The 15,564-nt window shown below is 71.2% G+C and carries 12 protein-coding genes; 6 read left to right on the forward strand and 6 right to left on the reverse strand.

Going from position 1 to position 15,564, the window contains the following annotated elements; translation table 11 throughout:
- The first annotated feature begins 44 nt into the window (after nucleotides 1–44).
- On the forward strand, nucleotides 45–377 hold the full coding sequence (locus BJ969_RS28475; protein ID WP_184484124.1) for a YnfA family protein: 333 nt from the start codon (nucleotides 45–47) through the stop codon (nucleotides 375–377).
- A gap of 82 nt (nucleotides 378–459) precedes the next feature.
- On the opposite strand, the gene BJ969_RS28480 is transcribed toward BJ969_RS28475, so the two are convergent.
- Nucleotides 460–999, reverse strand: coding sequence for an OmpA family protein (locus tag BJ969_RS28480; protein ID WP_184484126.1), 540 nt, complete (start codon nucleotides 997–999; stop codon nucleotides 460–462).
- A 323-nt stretch (nucleotides 1,000–1,322) separates the two neighbouring features.
- Here BJ969_RS28480 and BJ969_RS28485 point away from each other — a divergent pair, with 323 nt between their 5' ends.
- Complete coding sequence (locus tag BJ969_RS28485; protein ID WP_184484128.1) at nucleotides 1,323–3,167, forward strand: acyl-CoA dehydrogenase; 1,845 nt, start codon at nucleotides 1,323–1,325, stop codon at nucleotides 3,165–3,167.
- A gap of 215 nt (nucleotides 3,168–3,382) precedes the next feature.
- Here the strand turns inward: BJ969_RS28485 and BJ969_RS28490 are convergent, their stop codons facing one another.
- The 3 genes from BJ969_RS28490 to BJ969_RS28500 form a co-directional block, all read right to left on the reverse strand.
- Nucleotides 3,383–5,746, reverse strand: a complete 2,364-nt coding sequence (locus BJ969_RS28490; RefSeq protein ID WP_343071645.1) for a VanW family protein — start codon at nucleotides 5,744–5,746, stop codon at nucleotides 3,383–3,385.
- A gap of 146 nt (nucleotides 5,747–5,892) precedes the next feature.
- Entirely contained in the window at nucleotides 5,893–6,213 is a 321-nt protein-coding gene (locus BJ969_RS28495; protein ID WP_184484130.1) for a GroES family chaperonin, read from the reverse strand.
- A 50-nt stretch (nucleotides 6,214–6,263) separates the two neighbouring features.
- Entirely contained in the window at nucleotides 6,264–8,159 is a 1,896-nt protein-coding gene (locus BJ969_RS28500; RefSeq protein WP_184484132.1) for an NHL domain-containing thioredoxin family protein, read from the reverse strand.
- 405 nt (nucleotides 8,160–8,564) lie between these two features.
- Between BJ969_RS28500 and BJ969_RS28505 the strand changes: the two genes are divergently transcribed.
- Nucleotides 8,565–9,671: a sulfite oxidase gene (locus BJ969_RS28505; protein WP_184484134.1), complete on the forward strand. Its 1,107-nt coding sequence runs from the start codon at nucleotides 8,565–8,567 to the stop codon at nucleotides 9,669–9,671.
- 546 nt (nucleotides 9,672–10,217) lie between these two features.
- On the opposite strand, the gene BJ969_RS28510 is transcribed toward BJ969_RS28505, so the two are convergent.
- Nucleotides 10,218–11,495, reverse strand: a complete 1,278-nt coding sequence (locus BJ969_RS28510) for an acetyl-CoA C-acetyltransferase (protein ID WP_184484136.1) — start codon at nucleotides 11,493–11,495, stop codon at nucleotides 10,218–10,220.
- 283 nt (nucleotides 11,496–11,778) lie between these two features.
- Here BJ969_RS28510 and BJ969_RS28515 point away from each other — a divergent pair, with 283 nt between their 5' ends.
- Together BJ969_RS28515 and BJ969_RS28520 are read left to right on the forward strand one after the other, a co-directional pair.
- On the forward strand, nucleotides 11,779–13,116 hold the full coding sequence (locus tag BJ969_RS28515) for a 3-oxoacyl-ACP reductase (protein WP_184484138.1): 1,338 nt from the start codon (nucleotides 11,779–11,781) through the stop codon (nucleotides 13,114–13,116).
- Complete coding sequence (locus BJ969_RS28520; protein ID WP_184484140.1) at nucleotides 13,113–13,958, forward strand: MaoC/PaaZ C-terminal domain-containing protein; 846 nt, start codon at nucleotides 13,113–13,115, stop codon at nucleotides 13,956–13,958. Before BJ969_RS28515 ends, BJ969_RS28520 begins: the two co-directional genes overlap by 4 nt.
- 109 nt (nucleotides 13,959–14,067) lie before the next feature.
- Here BJ969_RS28520 and BJ969_RS28525 read toward each other — a convergent pair whose 3' ends face one another.
- Nucleotides 14,068–14,757 carry a TetR/AcrR family transcriptional regulator gene (locus BJ969_RS28525; protein ID WP_184484142.1) on the reverse strand — a complete coding sequence of 230 codons (690 nt, stop codon included), beginning with the start codon at nucleotides 14,755–14,757 and terminating at the stop codon, nucleotides 14,068–14,070.
- A gap of 179 nt (nucleotides 14,758–14,936) precedes the next feature.
- Between BJ969_RS28525 and BJ969_RS28530 the strand changes: the two genes are divergently transcribed.
- The gene (locus BJ969_RS28530) at nucleotides 14,937–15,488 is read left to right on the forward strand and encodes an SCP2 sterol-binding domain-containing protein (protein WP_184484144.1); all 552 of its coding nucleotides are present in this window, start codon (nucleotides 14,937–14,939) and stop codon (nucleotides 15,486–15,488) included.
- Nucleotides 15,489–15,564: the final 76 nt, after the last annotated feature.

Here is a 15,564-nt window from a genome sequence, read left to right on the forward strand (position 1 = left end):
CACCCGACGACGCCCGGGCGGGGCGCCGCACCTAGCGTGACGTCGTGACCGTGCTGCGTTCGATCGTGCTGTTCGCCCTGGCCGCCGTGGCGGAGATCGGCGGGGCCTGGCTGGTCTGGCAGGGAGTGCGCGAGCACAAGGGCCTGCTGTGGATGGGCGCCGGAGTGCTCGCGCTCGGCGCCTATGGCTTCGTGGCCACGTTGCAGCCGGACGCGAACTTCGGACGCATCCTCGCCGCGTACGGCGGTGTCTTCGTCGCGGGCTCGCTCGGCTGGGCGATGCTGCTCGACGGGTTCCGCCCGGACCGCTGGGACCTGGCGGGCGCCGCCCTCTGCCTGCTCGGCGTCGCCGTGATCATGTACGCGCCCCGGTCCTGAGCTCGCGGTCCGAAAGCGGCCTCAGGACGCGAGAACGGGAGGGCGTCCGCGGACACCCTCCCGTTCTCGCCACCGCGAGCCGCTACTGCACGCTGATCGTCGCGTGCCGATCGGTCTCCTGCCCGCCTTCGGCGGGACCCTTGCCGACGACCTCCAGCCGCTCGGCGGGCACGCCCGCCTCCGCGAACTTGTCCGCGACGGCCTGCGCCCGCTGCTGGGAGAGCTGCTGGTCCTCCGGCGACGGGCTGCCGGTGTTGGCGACGAAGCCTTCGACGGTGAACTTCAGTTCCTGCGGCGCGTTCTTGGCCAGTTCCGCGGCCTTCGTCGCGGTCTGCTCGCCCTGCTCGGTCAGCTCCGGGCTGTCGGCCTGGAAGGTGATCGGGCTCTGCTGCAGCGCCTGGTCGATCTGCTGCTGCAGCGCGGCCTTCGCCGCGGCCGGGTCGGGGCCCGGAGGAGGCGGCGGCGCCTGTTCCTGCTGCTGCTCCTGGGCGGGCGGCGGCGGGGCGGGCACTTGGCCTTCCTGGCCCCCTTGCCCTTGGTTCCCGCCGCCGGAGCAGCCGCTGAGCAGCGCGACGGCGAGCGTGGCCGCGGCCACGCCGTAGTGGGCTTTCGTTCGGTCCATGCCGACCTCCGCAGTCGAGCTCGCCGGGCGCGTGCGGCACCCGGTGCGTGGGCGAGTCCCATTGGATGCCGCGGACGCCTGGCGGGCAGGTCGGGATCAGCGGCTCAACTCGATCGTGTGAAACCGGTGCGGTTGCGAGATGACCCGCAGGGCCGGTGCGCGTGGCGGTCCGGCGCATGTCACACGGCGTTTCAGGTGGTTTCGGGCCCACCCGCTCGACAGAAGTTACTGCTAAGTAATACGCTGGAGTTACCGACGAGTAAGGCCATGTCCGGAGAGCGGGGCCGGCTCGGGATCATCAGTTCGGAGAGGGAGCCTGCGAAATGGGCCACTACAAGAGCAACGTCCGCGACCTCGAATTCAACTTGTTCGAGTTGTTCAAGGTGCAAGAGCGGCTGGGCACCGGGGCGTTCGAGCAGTCCGACGAGGACACCGTGCGCGGTGTGCTCAGCGAGCTCAACAGCCTCGCCACCGGGCCCCTCGCGGAGTCCTTCGCGGAAGGTGACCGCACCCCGGCGAAGTTCGACCCGAAGACCCACTCGGTGACGCTGCCCGAGTCGTTCAAGAAGTCCTACCAGCAGGTCATGGACGGGGAGTGGTGGCGGCTCGGGCTCTCCGACGAGCTCGGCGGCTACGGCATCCCGCCGACCGTGCAGTGGGCCACCTCCGAGCTGATCCTCGGCGCCAACCCGGCCGTCTACATGTACATGGCCGGGCCCCAGTTCGCCGGGATCATGCACAAGAACGGCACCGACCAGCAGAAGCGCTGGGCCGACCTGATGATCGAGCGGCTCTGGGGCGCCACGATGGTGCTGACCGAGCCGGACGCGGGCTCCGACGTCGGCTCCGGGCGCACCAAGGCCATCAAGCAGGCCGACGGCAGCTGGCACCTCGACGGCGTGAAGCGGTTCATCACCTCCGCCGACCAGGACATGACCGAGAACATCATGCACCTGGTGCTGGCCCGCCCCGAGGGCGAAGGCGTGGAGAGCAAGCCCGGCACCAAGGGCCTGAGCCTGTTCCTGGTGCCGAAGTTCCACTTCGACGAGGAGACCGGCGCCCCCGGCGAGCGCAACGGCGCCTTCGTCACCAACGTCGAGCACAAGATGGGCCTCAACGCCTCCGCCACCTGCGAGCTGACCTTCGGCCAGCACGGCACCCCGGCGCAGGGCTGGCTGCTCGGCGAGGTGCACGACGGCATCGCGCAGATGTTCCAGGTCATCGAGTACGCCCGGATGATGGTCGGCACCAAGGCCATCGCGACGCTGTCCACCGGCTACCTCAACGCGCTGGAGTACGCCAAGGAGCGCCAGCAGGGCGCGGACCTCACCAGGGCCACCGACAAGACCGCCCCGCGCGTCACGATCACCAACCACCCCGACGTGCGCCGCATCCTGCTGCTGCAGAAGGCGTACGCGGAGGGCCTGCGCGCGGTGTACCTCTACACCGCGACGTACCAGGACCAGATCGCCCAGGGCAAGGCCACCGGCGAGGACGTCGCGCTGGCCGAGCAGGTCAACGACCTGCTGCTGCCGATCGTCAAGGGCGTGGGATCGGAGCGGGCGTACGAGAACCTGACGCTGTCGCTGCAGACCCTCGGCGGCTCCGGCTACCTGCAGGACTACCCGATCGAGCAGTACATCCGGGACGCCAAGATCGACAGCCTGTACGAGGGCACCACGGCGATCCAGGCGCAGGACTTCTTCTTCCGCAAGATCGTGCGCAACAACGGCGCGGCCCTCGGCCACATCGCCGCCGAGGTGCAGAAGTCGCTGGAGGCCGAAGGCGCCGACGAGCGGCTCAAGGAGGAGCGGGCGCTGGTCGCGCAGGCGCTGGAGGACGCGCAGGGCACCCTCGGCGCCGTGTTCGGCTTCCTGACCTCCGCGCAGGAGGACGTGAACAACATCTACAAGGTCGGCCAGCACGCCGTCACGGTCCTGATGAGCATGGGCGACCTGCTCATCGGCTGGCTGCTGCTGCGCCAGGCCGAGGTGGCGCTGGCCGCGCTGGACGCGGGCGCCTCGGCCAAGGACCAGTCCTACTACCAGGGCAAGGTCGCGGTGGCGCGCTTCTTCGCGAAGAACGTGCTGCCGGAGCTGTCCTCCCGCCGCAAGGTCGTGGAGAACGCCGACAACGCGATCATGGAGCTGGACGAGTCGGTGTTCTGATCCGGACCGGTACGGCCTGACCCGACGTGGGCGCTCACTCCGAGGGAGTGGGCGCCCACGTTCGCGTTCGGGCGGGGTCGCCGCCCGGCTCCACCACCGGCGGGGCGACGGCCGAACCTGCCCGCCGCGCGGGCGAACCCGCGGTCTCCGGCGGCGGTGCCGCGGACGTGAGAAGGCCCCTCCCGGTTCCGGGAGGGGCCTTCTCGGTGCTTCGGTCAGCGCGGCGCGGGGCCGGGCGGAGGTCCGCAGTGGATGATCGGCTGCGGGTTGTAGACCGTCTTGCTCGGGCTCTCCGTGGTGACCTTGCCGCTCTTGACGTCCTTCAAGGTCCGGGTGTCGGTGACCGTGAACCCACCGGTGCCCTTGCTCGGGCTGCACGGCTCGCCGGGCGGGACGACCTTCTCGTGCGGCGGCTTCGGAGCGGTGCGCTCACCCGTCTTCGAGCTCACGTCGTACTGCTTGGTGCCCCAGAACTTCACCGTGATCGACGACGGCGTCCACTCCGTGGTGATCATGACACCGCTGGCGAGCGTGTTCTTGAACTTCACGTCGATGACGCTGCTGCCGTCGGGGTTCTGGAACACCGTCGCTTCCCGGCCCGCCGGGTAGCGGCTGATGTAGTAGCTGTGCTCCTTGTGCTCCACGTCCTTGACGCCGGCGAAGTACGAGGCGTTGTACAGCGTGGTCGCGAACTGCGAGATGCCGCCGCCGACGGCCTTCGCGGGACGGCCGTCCTCGATGATCCCGGACTCGACGTAGCCCTGGGCGGTGCCGCGCGGCCCGGTGTGGCCGTTGAGGCTGAACGTCTCGCCGGGCTTCACGACCGCGCCGTTGACCTGCTCGGCGGTCCGCCTGATGTTCACGCCGGAGGCCGTTTCGAAGCCCTCGGTCTTGAACTCGCTGATGACTTCCTTGATGCCGAGCCCGTTGGCCTGGTCGGTGTTGAACGCGGGCGGCTGCTGCTCGTAGATCGCCTGCAGGGTGCGGTCCTGCTTCTTGCGGACCACGTCGTCGAGCTTCTCGAAGCTCTTCTCCCAGTTCACGCCGCGGCCGTCCAGCGACGGGCGCACCACGGGCCCGCCGCCTTCGAGAACGATCTCGGCGTCCTTCGCGGGCTTCATCGTGTCCCTGAGCTGCGGGTCGAGACCGCCGATGAGGACCGGCGCGTCGAGGTGCGAGCGCAGCCCGCCCTTGCCGTCCGGTTCGAACCGCAGCGCGGCGGCGATGGTCTCGGGTGCGAGCGCGGCGTCGTGGCCCTCGCCCTTGACGTTCACCGGGCCGGACACCGCGGGCTGGGCCACGTTGCGCAACGCCTGGTGCACGCCGTCGGAGGTGGTGTTCACGGCCTGCTCGGTGAACGGGACCTGCACCGGTCCGCCCTTCGCCCAGTCCGCCATCACCTGGTCGGCGGCCACGCTCACGTCCACGGAACGGCCGGTGACCGGCTCGACCGCGACCGGCGTGGTGCCCTCGAACTTGATGGTGCCTTCCGAGGCGGCCCGCTCCAGCTTCGGCTTGACCTGCTCCACCGCGGCCATGACCTGCTGCTCGTCGCCATGGCTGACGGGGTAGATCTCGCGGTCGGTGAACAGCGAGGCGATCCGCGTGAACGGGTTCAGCGGCTGCTCACCGGCCTGCTCGATGGTGGCCGGCCAGTCCATCGTCAGCCCGGACTGCTCCGGCGAGATGGTGGCCGTCGCGTCGCCCGCCTTCAACTGCACCGGTTCCTGCAGGTTCGGGCCGAGCTCGTCGCGCAGCTTGCGCTGCGCGGCGGCCTCGGTGAGCCCGCCGACCTGCACGTCGGCGACGGTGGTGCCGCGCGGCACGGTGCCGCTGCTGAACATCAGGTCGCCCACGTAGAGCAGGCTTAACAAGCCGACCGCGACCCCGGCCGCGATGCCGCCGCGGATCAGCCCGCGACGGTCGCGCGGGGCGCTCGCCTGTTCCGGCGGGTCCTCGGCGAAGCCGCCGCCGATGCCACCGGCGAACCCGCTCGCCCACGGCGACGGCTCGGCGGGCACCTTCGGGATGTTCTGGGTGCGTTCCGCGTCGCCCTCGGGGAACCCGGTCTGCTCGGTCGGCAGCTGCGCGAACGAACCGGCGACGGCCTGCGTCGTCGGCGTCTGGTCCGCGGGCGGCTGCTCGACCCGGGTGGTGGCGGCGGCCGAACCGGGGAAGCCGGGGGCGCCGAGGAAGTCCGTGGGCGAGGCGTAGCCGGCGTCCGGCTCGGTCACCTTCGGGATCGCCTGGGTGCGCTCGGCGTCGGCCTCTGGGGGCTCCTGCCCGAGGCGCTGCGTCTCGTCGGCGGCGGGCGACTGCTGCGTCAGCGTCGGACGCGTCTGCCGCTCCGAGAGGTCCTCCGGCGCGGTGTCCGCCCCCGCGGCGAGCTGCTCCGGCGAGATCTGCATGGTCCGCTCCGCCGGGGATTCCTGGGGCGCGGAAGCCGGGGTGCTCGGCCGCGTCGCGTCCGCGGCGGACTCCCCGGACCGGGTGGAACGGTCCGCTTCACCGGTCGGGTCGTCGCCCGCCGGCTTCCGGTTCGGATCGTCCCCGGATGAGACGTCGTAGTTTTCCGGCACCGCTTCCCCTTCATCGGTCTGGTCGTGCGGTGGGGCACATCAGCGAACAGGCGCCGGGACGGTCCGTCAAGGACGCCGTGTGCGCGTCACCCCGACAACGGTTCGGCAGCGCCCGGGTGGTCGCGCCGACCGCACCTCGCGGTGGATCACAGGTAGAGGCCGGTGCCCTGTTCGATCTGTTCGCTGGCCACGGCGTGCAGATCCCGCTCGCGCATCACCAGGTACGGCTGGCCCTGCACTTCGACCTCGAACTGCTCCTCGGGGTTGAACAGCACCTGGTCGCCGACCTTGACGGCCCGCACGTGGCTGCCCACCCCGAAGACCTCGCCCCAGAGCAGCCGCTTGGCCATCTGGGCGGTCGCCGGAATCACGATGCCGCCGCTGCTGCGACGTTCTCCGGATTCCGCGGAGACCCGCACCATGACGCGGTCATGCAGCATCTGGATCTCGAGCTTGGCATCGGTCACCCGAAAAGTTTACGTGCCCGCCTAGACGGGCCTTCCGCGCAGGGGGCGGCTCACGCGCCGGTGTCCATGCCGCCCATGACGAGCGGCAGCCGGTGCGCTCCGCCGGGTGCGATCCGCACCGGTACGCCCCAGTCCTGCCTGGTCAGGTTGCACGTGGGGTGTTCGACGGCGGGGTCGTCGGTGCAGCTGGCGGCCTGCGCGACGACGTGCAGCACGCCGTGTTCGATGCCGTCGGCGAGCACGAGCCGCCTGCTCAGGTCCGTTCCGGTGCCCGCGCCCTCGACCAGCAGTTCCGGCGGCGAGGCGGTGACCTCCAGCCGGGTGGACGGCCCGTAGCGGTCGTCGAGCTTGCCGCCGGGAGGCGGCGTGAACACGACCGCGAGCTCCAGCTCGCCGCCGCCGATCTCGGTTGCCGGGCGCGTGACCTGCTGCGACGCGCCTTCGATGAGCTTCGCGGAGACGCCGGGCGGCACCGGCCGCTCCAGCCGGTGCGCGGCGGAGGACACCACGACGAGCTCGCCGTCGATCACCGCCGCACCGGACGGCTCGGCCAGCCGCGTGGCCAACGTGGCCAGTTCGTTCGATGCCGGATCGTAACGTCGGAGGGCGCCGTTGTAGGTGTCGCAGACGGCGATGGAGCCATCCGGCAACACCGCTACTCCGAGCGGGTGCTGCAGCAGCGCCCGCTCGGCGGGCCCGTCGGCGTGGCCGAAGTCGAACAATCCGGCGCCGACGGCGGTGCGGACCGCGAAACCGCCCTCGGTGGGCTCCACCCAGCGCAGCGCGGAGGTCTCGGAGTCCGCGAGCCACAGCCGGTCGCCGCCGGCGGCGAGCCCGGAGGGCTGGGCGAAGAACGCCTCGGCGGCGTCCCCGTCGCGCAGGCCTTCGACGGTGGTGCCCGCGAACCGCCGCACCCGCTCGCCGCGCGGGTCGAACAGGCCCAGGGTGTGGTTGCCGGCCATCGCGACGACCACCCCGCCCGCGGGTTCCCACCAGGCCACGTCCCAAGGGCTGGTGAGCGGGGTCTCCAGCGCGGGTCCGTCGTCGGTGCCGTCGCGCCACTGCGCGCCGGTGCCCGCCACGGTCGTCACCTCGCCGTCGGCGAGCCGCACGCCGCGCAGCAGGTGGTTCACCGTGTCGGCGACGACGAGGTCGTAGCCCACGTCCGCGGCGACCTCGTCGGGCAGCACGGCGATCCCGGCGGGCTCGGCGAACGAGGCCTCGTCGGGTCCGCCGTCGGCGCTGCCCCGCGCGCCGCCGCCGATGCGCCGCAGCACCGTCTCGCCGTCCTGGGCGAACTCGACCAGCGAGTGGTTCGCGGAGTCCGACACCAGGATCGTGCCGGGGCCGGCGGCCACCTTCGCGGGGAAGCGCAGCGTCGTGGACTCGGGTTCCGGCGGCACGTACGGCCCGCCACCGCGGTGCAGGGTGCCCTTCGCGTCGTGCTCGGCGACGAGCTCGCGCAGGACGCCGCGCAACGCCTCGACGTGGCCTTCACCTGCGGCGACGTGCACCAGGTAGCCCTCGGGGTCCACCACCGCCAGCGTCGGCCACGCCTTCACGGCGTAGTTCTGCCAGGTGCTCAGTTCCGGGTCGTCGAGCACCGGGTGGTGCACGGAGTAGCGCTCGACGGCGGCGATCAGCGCGTCCGGGTCCGCCTCGTGCTCGAACTTCGGGGAGTGCACGCCGACGGTGACCAGCTCCGCGGCGAACTCCTCCTCCAGCGGGCGCAGCTCGTCGATCACGTGCAGGCAGTTGATGCAGCAGAACGTCCAGAAGTCCAGCAGGACGATCTTGCCGCGCAGGTCCGCGAGCTGGATCTCCTTGCCGCCGGTGTTCAGCCACTGGCGACCGGTGAACTCGGGTGCGCGGACGCGGGTGCGGGACGCGGTACTCACGTGCGGAGTGAACAACACCGCCCCGATCCGCTGTTCCCACGTCCACATCCTGGAACGCCGACAGCCGCAGCACGGGGTGGGTGCTGAACCGGAGCGGGGAGAGCGGGAACAAATCGGGGCGGGCGGCGCTTGATGTCGGTGCGCGGGCGGTGATCGACCCCGGAAATTGGAAGGCCCCGCGGTGCTGCCAGGTCGGGGGTCCGACAGCACCGCGGGGTCACCATGCATATCGACGGGACCCCCCGCGTTGTTACACGGCGGCCTCATCGTGACTCAAGTCACCTCTCTGTGGGTGAGTTGGCGCCGTTCTCCCGGGCGGTTTCGGCTTGTTGACCAGCGCATACGGTCATTTCGGCGGGTTTCCGGGGAACACGGGACTCCACTCGTTCGGCCGAGCGCCTGCGATGTGGACGGGAGTTCCCGACGGGCCCGCTCGCAAGCATGCTGGCGGACATGGATGCACAGCTGCGCGACGTGAGCCTGCCGTCCCGGATCGCCGAGCCGGGCGAGGGCATCAGCACGGCGGAGTTGGCGCTGGCCGCGCGCAACCACGGGATCCCGCTGGAGGCGCTGCGCTACGACGTCACCCCGATCGGGCTGCACTACCTGCTCACCCACTACGACATGCCCGCGCTGGACGCGGCGAGCTGGCGGTTGTCGCTGACCGGTTCGGTGGCGGGCGCGCGGGAGTTCGCGCTCGACGAGCTGCGGTCCCTGCCGTCCCGCACGGTGCGGGTGACCATGGAGTGCGCGGGCAACGGCCGGGCCCGGATGCATCCGCGCCCGGTGAGCCAGCCGTGGCTGGTGGAGGCCGTCGGCACCGCGGAGTGGACGGGGGTGCCGCTGCGCCACGTGCTCGACGCGGTGGGCGTGGGCGACTCGGCGGTCGAGGTCGTGTTCACCGGGGCCGATCACGGCGTGGAACGCGGTGTGGAGCAGGACTACCGGCGCGGCCTGCCGCTGGCGGAGGCGCTGCGCGACGACGTGCTGCTGGCCTACGAGATGAACGGTCAACCGCTGCCGCCGCAGCACGGGCATCCGGTGCGGCTGGTGGTGCCCGGCTGGTACGGCATGGCGCACGTGAAGTGGTTGCGGGAGATCTCGCTGGTCGACGAGCCGTTCACCGGATACCAGAACGCCGTGGCGTACCGCCTCAAGCAGTCGGCGGACGATCCGGGCGTGCCCGCCACCCGCATCGAGCCGCGTTCGCTGATCGTGCCGCCGGGCTTCCCCGACTTCATGTCCCGCGACCGGGTGGTCCGGCCGGGGCCGCTGACGGTCACCGGCCGCGCCTGGTCCGGCCACGCCCCGATCACCCGCGTCGAGTTCAGCACCGACGGCGGCACCACCTGGGCGGACGCCGACCTGGACGCGGCGGGACCGCGCTGGGCGTGGCGCGGCTGGCGCGTGAGCTGGCGGGCGGAGCCCGGCGAGCACCTGCTCACCGCCCGAGCGACCGACGCCGAAGGCCACGTGCAGCCCGTGGACGAGCCCTGGAACCGAGGCGGCTTCGCCAACAACCTCGTCCACCACGTCCCGGTCACCTGCATCGAAGACTGACCCGCCCCACCCCGAACGCAACGAACGGCTTGGCGCCCCGAAAACCACCGACCCGTTCACCGATCACCGAGGGACCTCGCACCACCAACACCGACAAAGCCGCAAAGACACCCCCACGCCCCACCCGAAGGCCGTGCACCGGACAAGCGAAGCAAACCCGCCTAGCGTCGAAGCCGTGCGCTGGGCGGCGAAGCCCACCTGCCTCTCGGCCGAAGGCCGTGCTTTTGCGGCGTAGCCGTGCTTAGCGGCGAAGCCGTGCAGTGGGCGGGCGAAGCCACGCCTGCCTCGCGGCCGAAGGCCGTGCCTCGCGGCGAAGCCGTGCCTTGGGCGAGCGGAGCGAAGTCTGCCTGGCGGCCGTAGGCCGTGCCTGTATGTGCGAAGCACATAGCCCACGTCAAAAAAGTGGCCCATCCGCGGGTTCTCAGCCGGTCTCTCGCGAGGACAGCTTTTTCCCTCGTGGCGGAGCCACTTGGGAAAAAGATCCCGCAGCGAGAGACCGGCTGAGGTTCCGCCACCCAACCCCCAAAGCAGAACGACCGGCTCGAATCACCGCTCCAGGATCGCAGTGACCCCCTGCCCGCCTGCTGCGCAGACGGAGATCAGCCCACGACCGGAACCGCGTTCGGACAGCAGTTTCGACAGGGTCGCCACGATCCGTCCGCCGGTGGCGGCGAACGGGTGCCCGGCGGCCAGCGAGGAGCCGTTGACGTTCAGCTTCGCCGGGTCGATCTCGCCGAGCGGCGCGTCGAGGCCGAGCCGGTCCTTGCAGAAGTCGGGGTCCTGCCAGGACTTCAGCGTCGCCAGCACCTGCGAGGCGAACGCTTCGTGGATCTCGTAGAAGTCGAAGTCGCCGAGTCCGATCCCGGCCCGCTCCAGCAGCTTCGGCACCGCGTACGCCGGTGCCATCAGCAGGCCTTCGTCGCCGCTGACGTGGTCGACGGCGGCGGGCACGATGTCGCTGAGGTACGCGAGCACGGGCAGCTTGTGCGCTTTCGCCCATTCTTCGCTGGCCAGCAGCACCGTGGAGGCGCCGTCGCTGAGCGGCGTCGAGTTGCCCGCCGTCATCGTCGCGCCGTCGCCCTTGCCGAACACGGGCTTGAGCTTGGCGAGCTTTTCGGCGGTGCTGTCGGGGCGCAGGTTCTGGTCCCGCGTCTGGCCTTGGAACGGGGTGATCAGGTCGTCGAAGAAGCCGCGGTCGTAGGCGGCGGCGAGGCGCTGGTGGCTGCGGGCGGCGAGTTCGTCCTGGTCTTCGCGGCCGACCTGCCAGTCCAGCGCGGTGCGGGCGGCGTGCTCGCCCATCGACAGGCCGGTGCGCGGTTCGGAGTTCTCCGGGATGTCGGGCACGACGTGCTGGGGCCGGACGCCGGTGAGCGCTTTGACCTTGCCGCCGGTGGTCTTGGCGTGGTTGGCGGCGAGCAGCACCCGGCGCAGGTCGTCGTTGACGGCGATCGGCGCGTCGCTGGCGCTGTCGACGCCGCCGGCGATGCCCGAGTCGAGCTGTCCGAGCGCGATCTTGTTCGCGACGGAGGTCACGGCTTCGAGGCCGGTCGCGCAGGCCATCTGCACGTCGTGGGCGGGGGTGCGCGGGTCCAGGCCGGAGCCGAGCACGGTTTCCCGCGCCAGGTTGAAGTCGCGGCTGTGCTTGAGGACCGCGCCCGCGACGAACTCGCCGACGAGTTCGCCTTGGAGGCCGAAGCGGGCGATCAGCCCGTCCAGCGCGGCGGTGAGCATGTCCTGGTTGGACGCCTGCGTGTAGGGGCCGCCGGATCGGGTGAAGGGGATCCGGTTGCCGCCGACGATCGCGACGCGTCGAGTGGTGGGCATGCGGGACTCCTTCGAGACGGGACCGGTGGTCCGTGTGGTCGTGACTGCGGGCGGGCCGTGACCGCTGCCGGGTGCCGGCGGCGGTCGGTTTTCCGCCGGGGTGGCCGGGCGCCGGATCGGCCGGGGCGGGCCGATCGTGCCGGGGCTCTGGTGCCGACCCCTCGGACCCTCTAACCTACCCGTGGGTAGGTTAGACGTCGAGTCCGCTGCCCGCGCGTCCGCCGTGCTTCGGCGAGCGGGCCCTGCCAAGTTCACCCGACCACCCGCCTCCACGGGAGCACGCATGTCCGACCGGTACCAGCAGTTCACCTCGACCGGATTCGGTCGATCGCTCGCCCAGCGCCTCGGCCTGCCTACCCCCACGCCGCTGCGCCGCTACCAGCCCGGTGACCCGGTGGTGAACGGCCCGGTGCTCACCGGCGCCGCCGACGGCTCGCGGCTCGGCGACGCGATCGCGGCGACGTTGCGCGCCGTCGACGCCGAGGTCCGCACCGAATCCGCCGAGGACGCCCGCTACGCCGCGCTGGTCTTCGACGCCACCGGCATCACCTCCAGCGACCAGCTCAACCAGCTGCGCGCCTTCTTCGGGCCGGTGATCCGCCAGGTCGGCACCTGCGGCCGGGTGATCGTGCTGGGCACCCCGCCGGAGGAGACCACCGACGCGCGCGAGCGCGTCGCGCAGCGGGCGCTGGAAGGCTTCGTGCGCACCGTCGGCAAGGAGCTCAAGCGCGGCGCCACCGCTCAGCTCGTGTACGCCTCCGAAGGCGCCGAGCAGTCCCTCGACTCGACGCTGAGCTTCCTGCTCTCGGCGAAGTCCGCGTTCGTCTCCGCCCAGGTCGTGCGGGTCGGCCGCGCCGAGGCGCCGCAGGTCGACCGGGAGAAGCCGCTCAAGGACAAGGTCGCGCTGGTCACCGGTGCCTCCCGGGGCATCGGCGAGTCGATCGCGGAGACCCTCGCCCGCGACGGCGCGCACGTCGTCTGCCTGGACATCCCGGCGCAGGGCGACGACCTCACGAAGGTCGCCAACCGCATCGGCGGCTCCGCGCTGCAGCTCGACATCACCGCGGAGGACGCGCCGCAGCGCATCGTCGAGCACTTCGCCGAGCGCCACGACGGGCTCGACGTCGTCGTGCACAACGCGGGCATCACCAGGGACAAGACGCTCGGGCGGATGGACGACGGGCGCTGGGACTCGGTGCTGGCGGTGAACCTCACCGCGCAGGAGCGCATCAACGAGGCGCTGCTCGCGGACGGCTCGCCGCTGCGCGACGGCGGCAGGCTCATCGGCGTCGCCTCGATCAGCGGCATCGCGGGCAACGTGGGGCAGGCCAACTACGCGGCCTCCAAGGCGGGCGTGATCGGCCTGGTGCAGGCGCTGGCGCCGGTCGCGGCCCGGCGCGGCGCCACCATCAACGCCGTCGCGCCCGGCTTCATCGAGACGAAGATGACCGCGGCCGTGCCGCTGTTCATCCGCGAAGCGGGCCGCCGGATGAGCAGCCTCTCGCAGGGCGGCCGGCCGGTCGACGTCGCCGAGACCATCGCCTGGTACGCCAACCCGGCCTCCTCCGGGGTCAACGGCAACGTCGTGCGGGTCTGCGGCCAGAGCCTGCTGGGGGCGTGATGAGCACCGAAGTCGACGCGGCGCCGAACCTCTCCGCGCTCTACGCGAAGGCCGCCGTCACCGGTCCGATCCGGCGCGGCGGCGAGCTGCCCGCCACCGAGTACGTCCGGCGCGACATCACGATCGACCACGCGCACCTCGCCGAGTACGACCGGGTCTGCGGCTTCGGGCTGCGCGACGTGCTGCCCGCGACCTATCCGCACGTGCTCTCGTTCGGGCTGTCCGTGCGGCTGATGACGGATCCAGGCTTCCCGTTCCCGCTGGTCGGACTGGTGCACGTGGCCAACAGCATCACCGTGCACCGGCCGGTGCTGGTGACCGACGTGCTCACCCAGCGGGTCCGGGTGGCGAACCTGCGCCCGCACCCCAAGGGCAGGCAGCTCGACGTGATCACCGAGACCAGCGTCGAGGACGAGGTGGTGTGGCGGGAGACGAGCACCTACCTGCGCCGCGGCAGGTCCGACGATTCCGCGCCGCGCGCCGACCGGGTCGCGGAGATCGAGCCCGGCTCCCCCACCGCGTTCTGGCAGGTGCCCGCCGACCAGGGGCGTCGCTACGCGGCGGTGTCCGGGGACCGCAACCCGATCCACCTGCGGGCGCTGACGGCGAAGGCGTTCGGCTTCCCGCGCGCCATCGCGCACGGCATGTGGACGAAGGCGCGGGCGCTGGCCGCGCTGGAGGGAAGGCTGCCGGAGTCGTACACGGTGGACGTCGACTTCGTGAAGCCGCTGCTGCTGCCTTCGAAGGTGGAGTTCACCGCGATCGGGGACCCGGGCGACGGCGCCACGTTCGCCGTGCACTCCCGGTCCGGCAAGCCGCACCTGTTGGGACGGGTGCACTGACCTGCGGGAAGGCGGGGAAAGGTCCGCTGCGGAGCGGACCTGGATGAGGGAGGGCGGGGGCGGTCGAGTCGCGGGGGTCAGGTAAGCGACTCGGCCGTTCCCGCCCAGCTCAGTCCTCGTTCGCCGGGGCTTCGGAGCTCGCCGGGGCCCAGGAACGGCCTTCGACGAGGTCGCCGAAGCCCATCCAGGCGAGGTTCATCAGGCGCATCGCCAGCCCGTCCGCGGTGTGCTCGGGATGTTCGATCCACCAGTCCAGCAGCGATTCGCCCGCGCCGACGAGCGCCGCCGCGAACGGTTCCATCTGCTGGACCTGCATCGGCCGGACCGCGTTCTCGGTGGCGCGGGCCAGCAGCGTCGCGATGAGGACCACCGCCCGTTCCCGCCACTGCCCGAACTCGGTGGCGAACGGCTCGCCACCGGCGGCGGCCTGCCGGTGCACCAGCGTCCAGCTGGCGCGGTTGCGCTGCACGTAGTCGAAGAACACCCGCAGCCCGCGCCACAGCTGCTCGTCGGGCGTCACCTCGGGGTCGACGGCGGTCCCGATGGCTTCGATGAGCCGGTTGGCCTCGCGTTGGATGCACGCCACGAACAGCTCTTCCTTGGAGCCGAGGTAGGCGTAGATCATGGGCTTGGAGATGCCGGCGACTTCGGAGATCTCGTCCATCGACGCGAGGTGGAAGCCGCGGGCGGCGTAGACCTCGACGGCCGCGTCGAGGATCTGGCGTTCCCGCACCGAGCGCGGCAGCCGCCTGCTGCGGGGGCGCGGGTTCTCCTCGTGATCGTCCGGGTCGGACTGCATCCCACCTCCTGTTTCCCTGGCCGGGGCGCTCGTCGGCCGGTCTGCCGATCGGGTGTCGTAGCGTCGTTCGGCCGGTTCGGATCTGCGGGAAAGGCTAGAGCAGAACGATCAGCGGCATGCCTTGCCCGCCTAACCTACTGACGCGTAGTCTTACCGGCCAGTAGGTAAATGGAGGTCACATGTCCCAGACGGATCCGATCAGCGCGCTCGCCGAAGCGGACCCCAAGAAGATCGGCGAGGAGGAGTTCGTCGCGCTGCTCGAAGCGGCATCGACCCAGGCCTCCAATGGCACCGCAGACCTCAGCGCCCTGCGCCCCGAGCAGTTCGCCAAGCTGATCTCCCGCGCGTCCGCGAAGCAGGTCGAAGCGGTCATGGCCCGCCCCGAACTGCGCGTGCAGGTGCTCGACGAGGTCTTCCGCCGGATGAGCGAGCACTTCAAATCGGACAAGGCCCGCTCCACCGAGGCCGTCGTGCGCTGGCGCATCGGCACCGACGAGCAGGACACCGTGCGCTACGAATCCGTGCTCTCCGGCGGTACCTGCACGGTGAACAAGGAGCCGCAGCACGACGACCCGCGCGTCACCATCATGATCACTCCGGTGGAATTCCTCAAGCTGGTCTCCGGCAACGCCTCGGCCCCGGTGCAGTTCATGAGCGGGAAGCTGAAGGTCGCCGGCGACGTCGGATTCGCCGCGGGACTCACCAAGCTCTTCCAGATCCCCAAGGCCTGATCCGCCCCCACGGCTGAGAACCCGCGGCGGCCCGCGGTCGTTGCTCCGCCGGGAGGGGACAACCGGAATCGCCGCC

The organism is Saccharopolyspora gloriosae (assembly GCF_014203325.1).
In the GTDB taxonomy this organism is placed as follows: Bacteria; Actinomycetota; Actinomycetes; order Mycobacteriales; family Pseudonocardiaceae; genus Saccharopolyspora_C; species Saccharopolyspora_C gloriosae.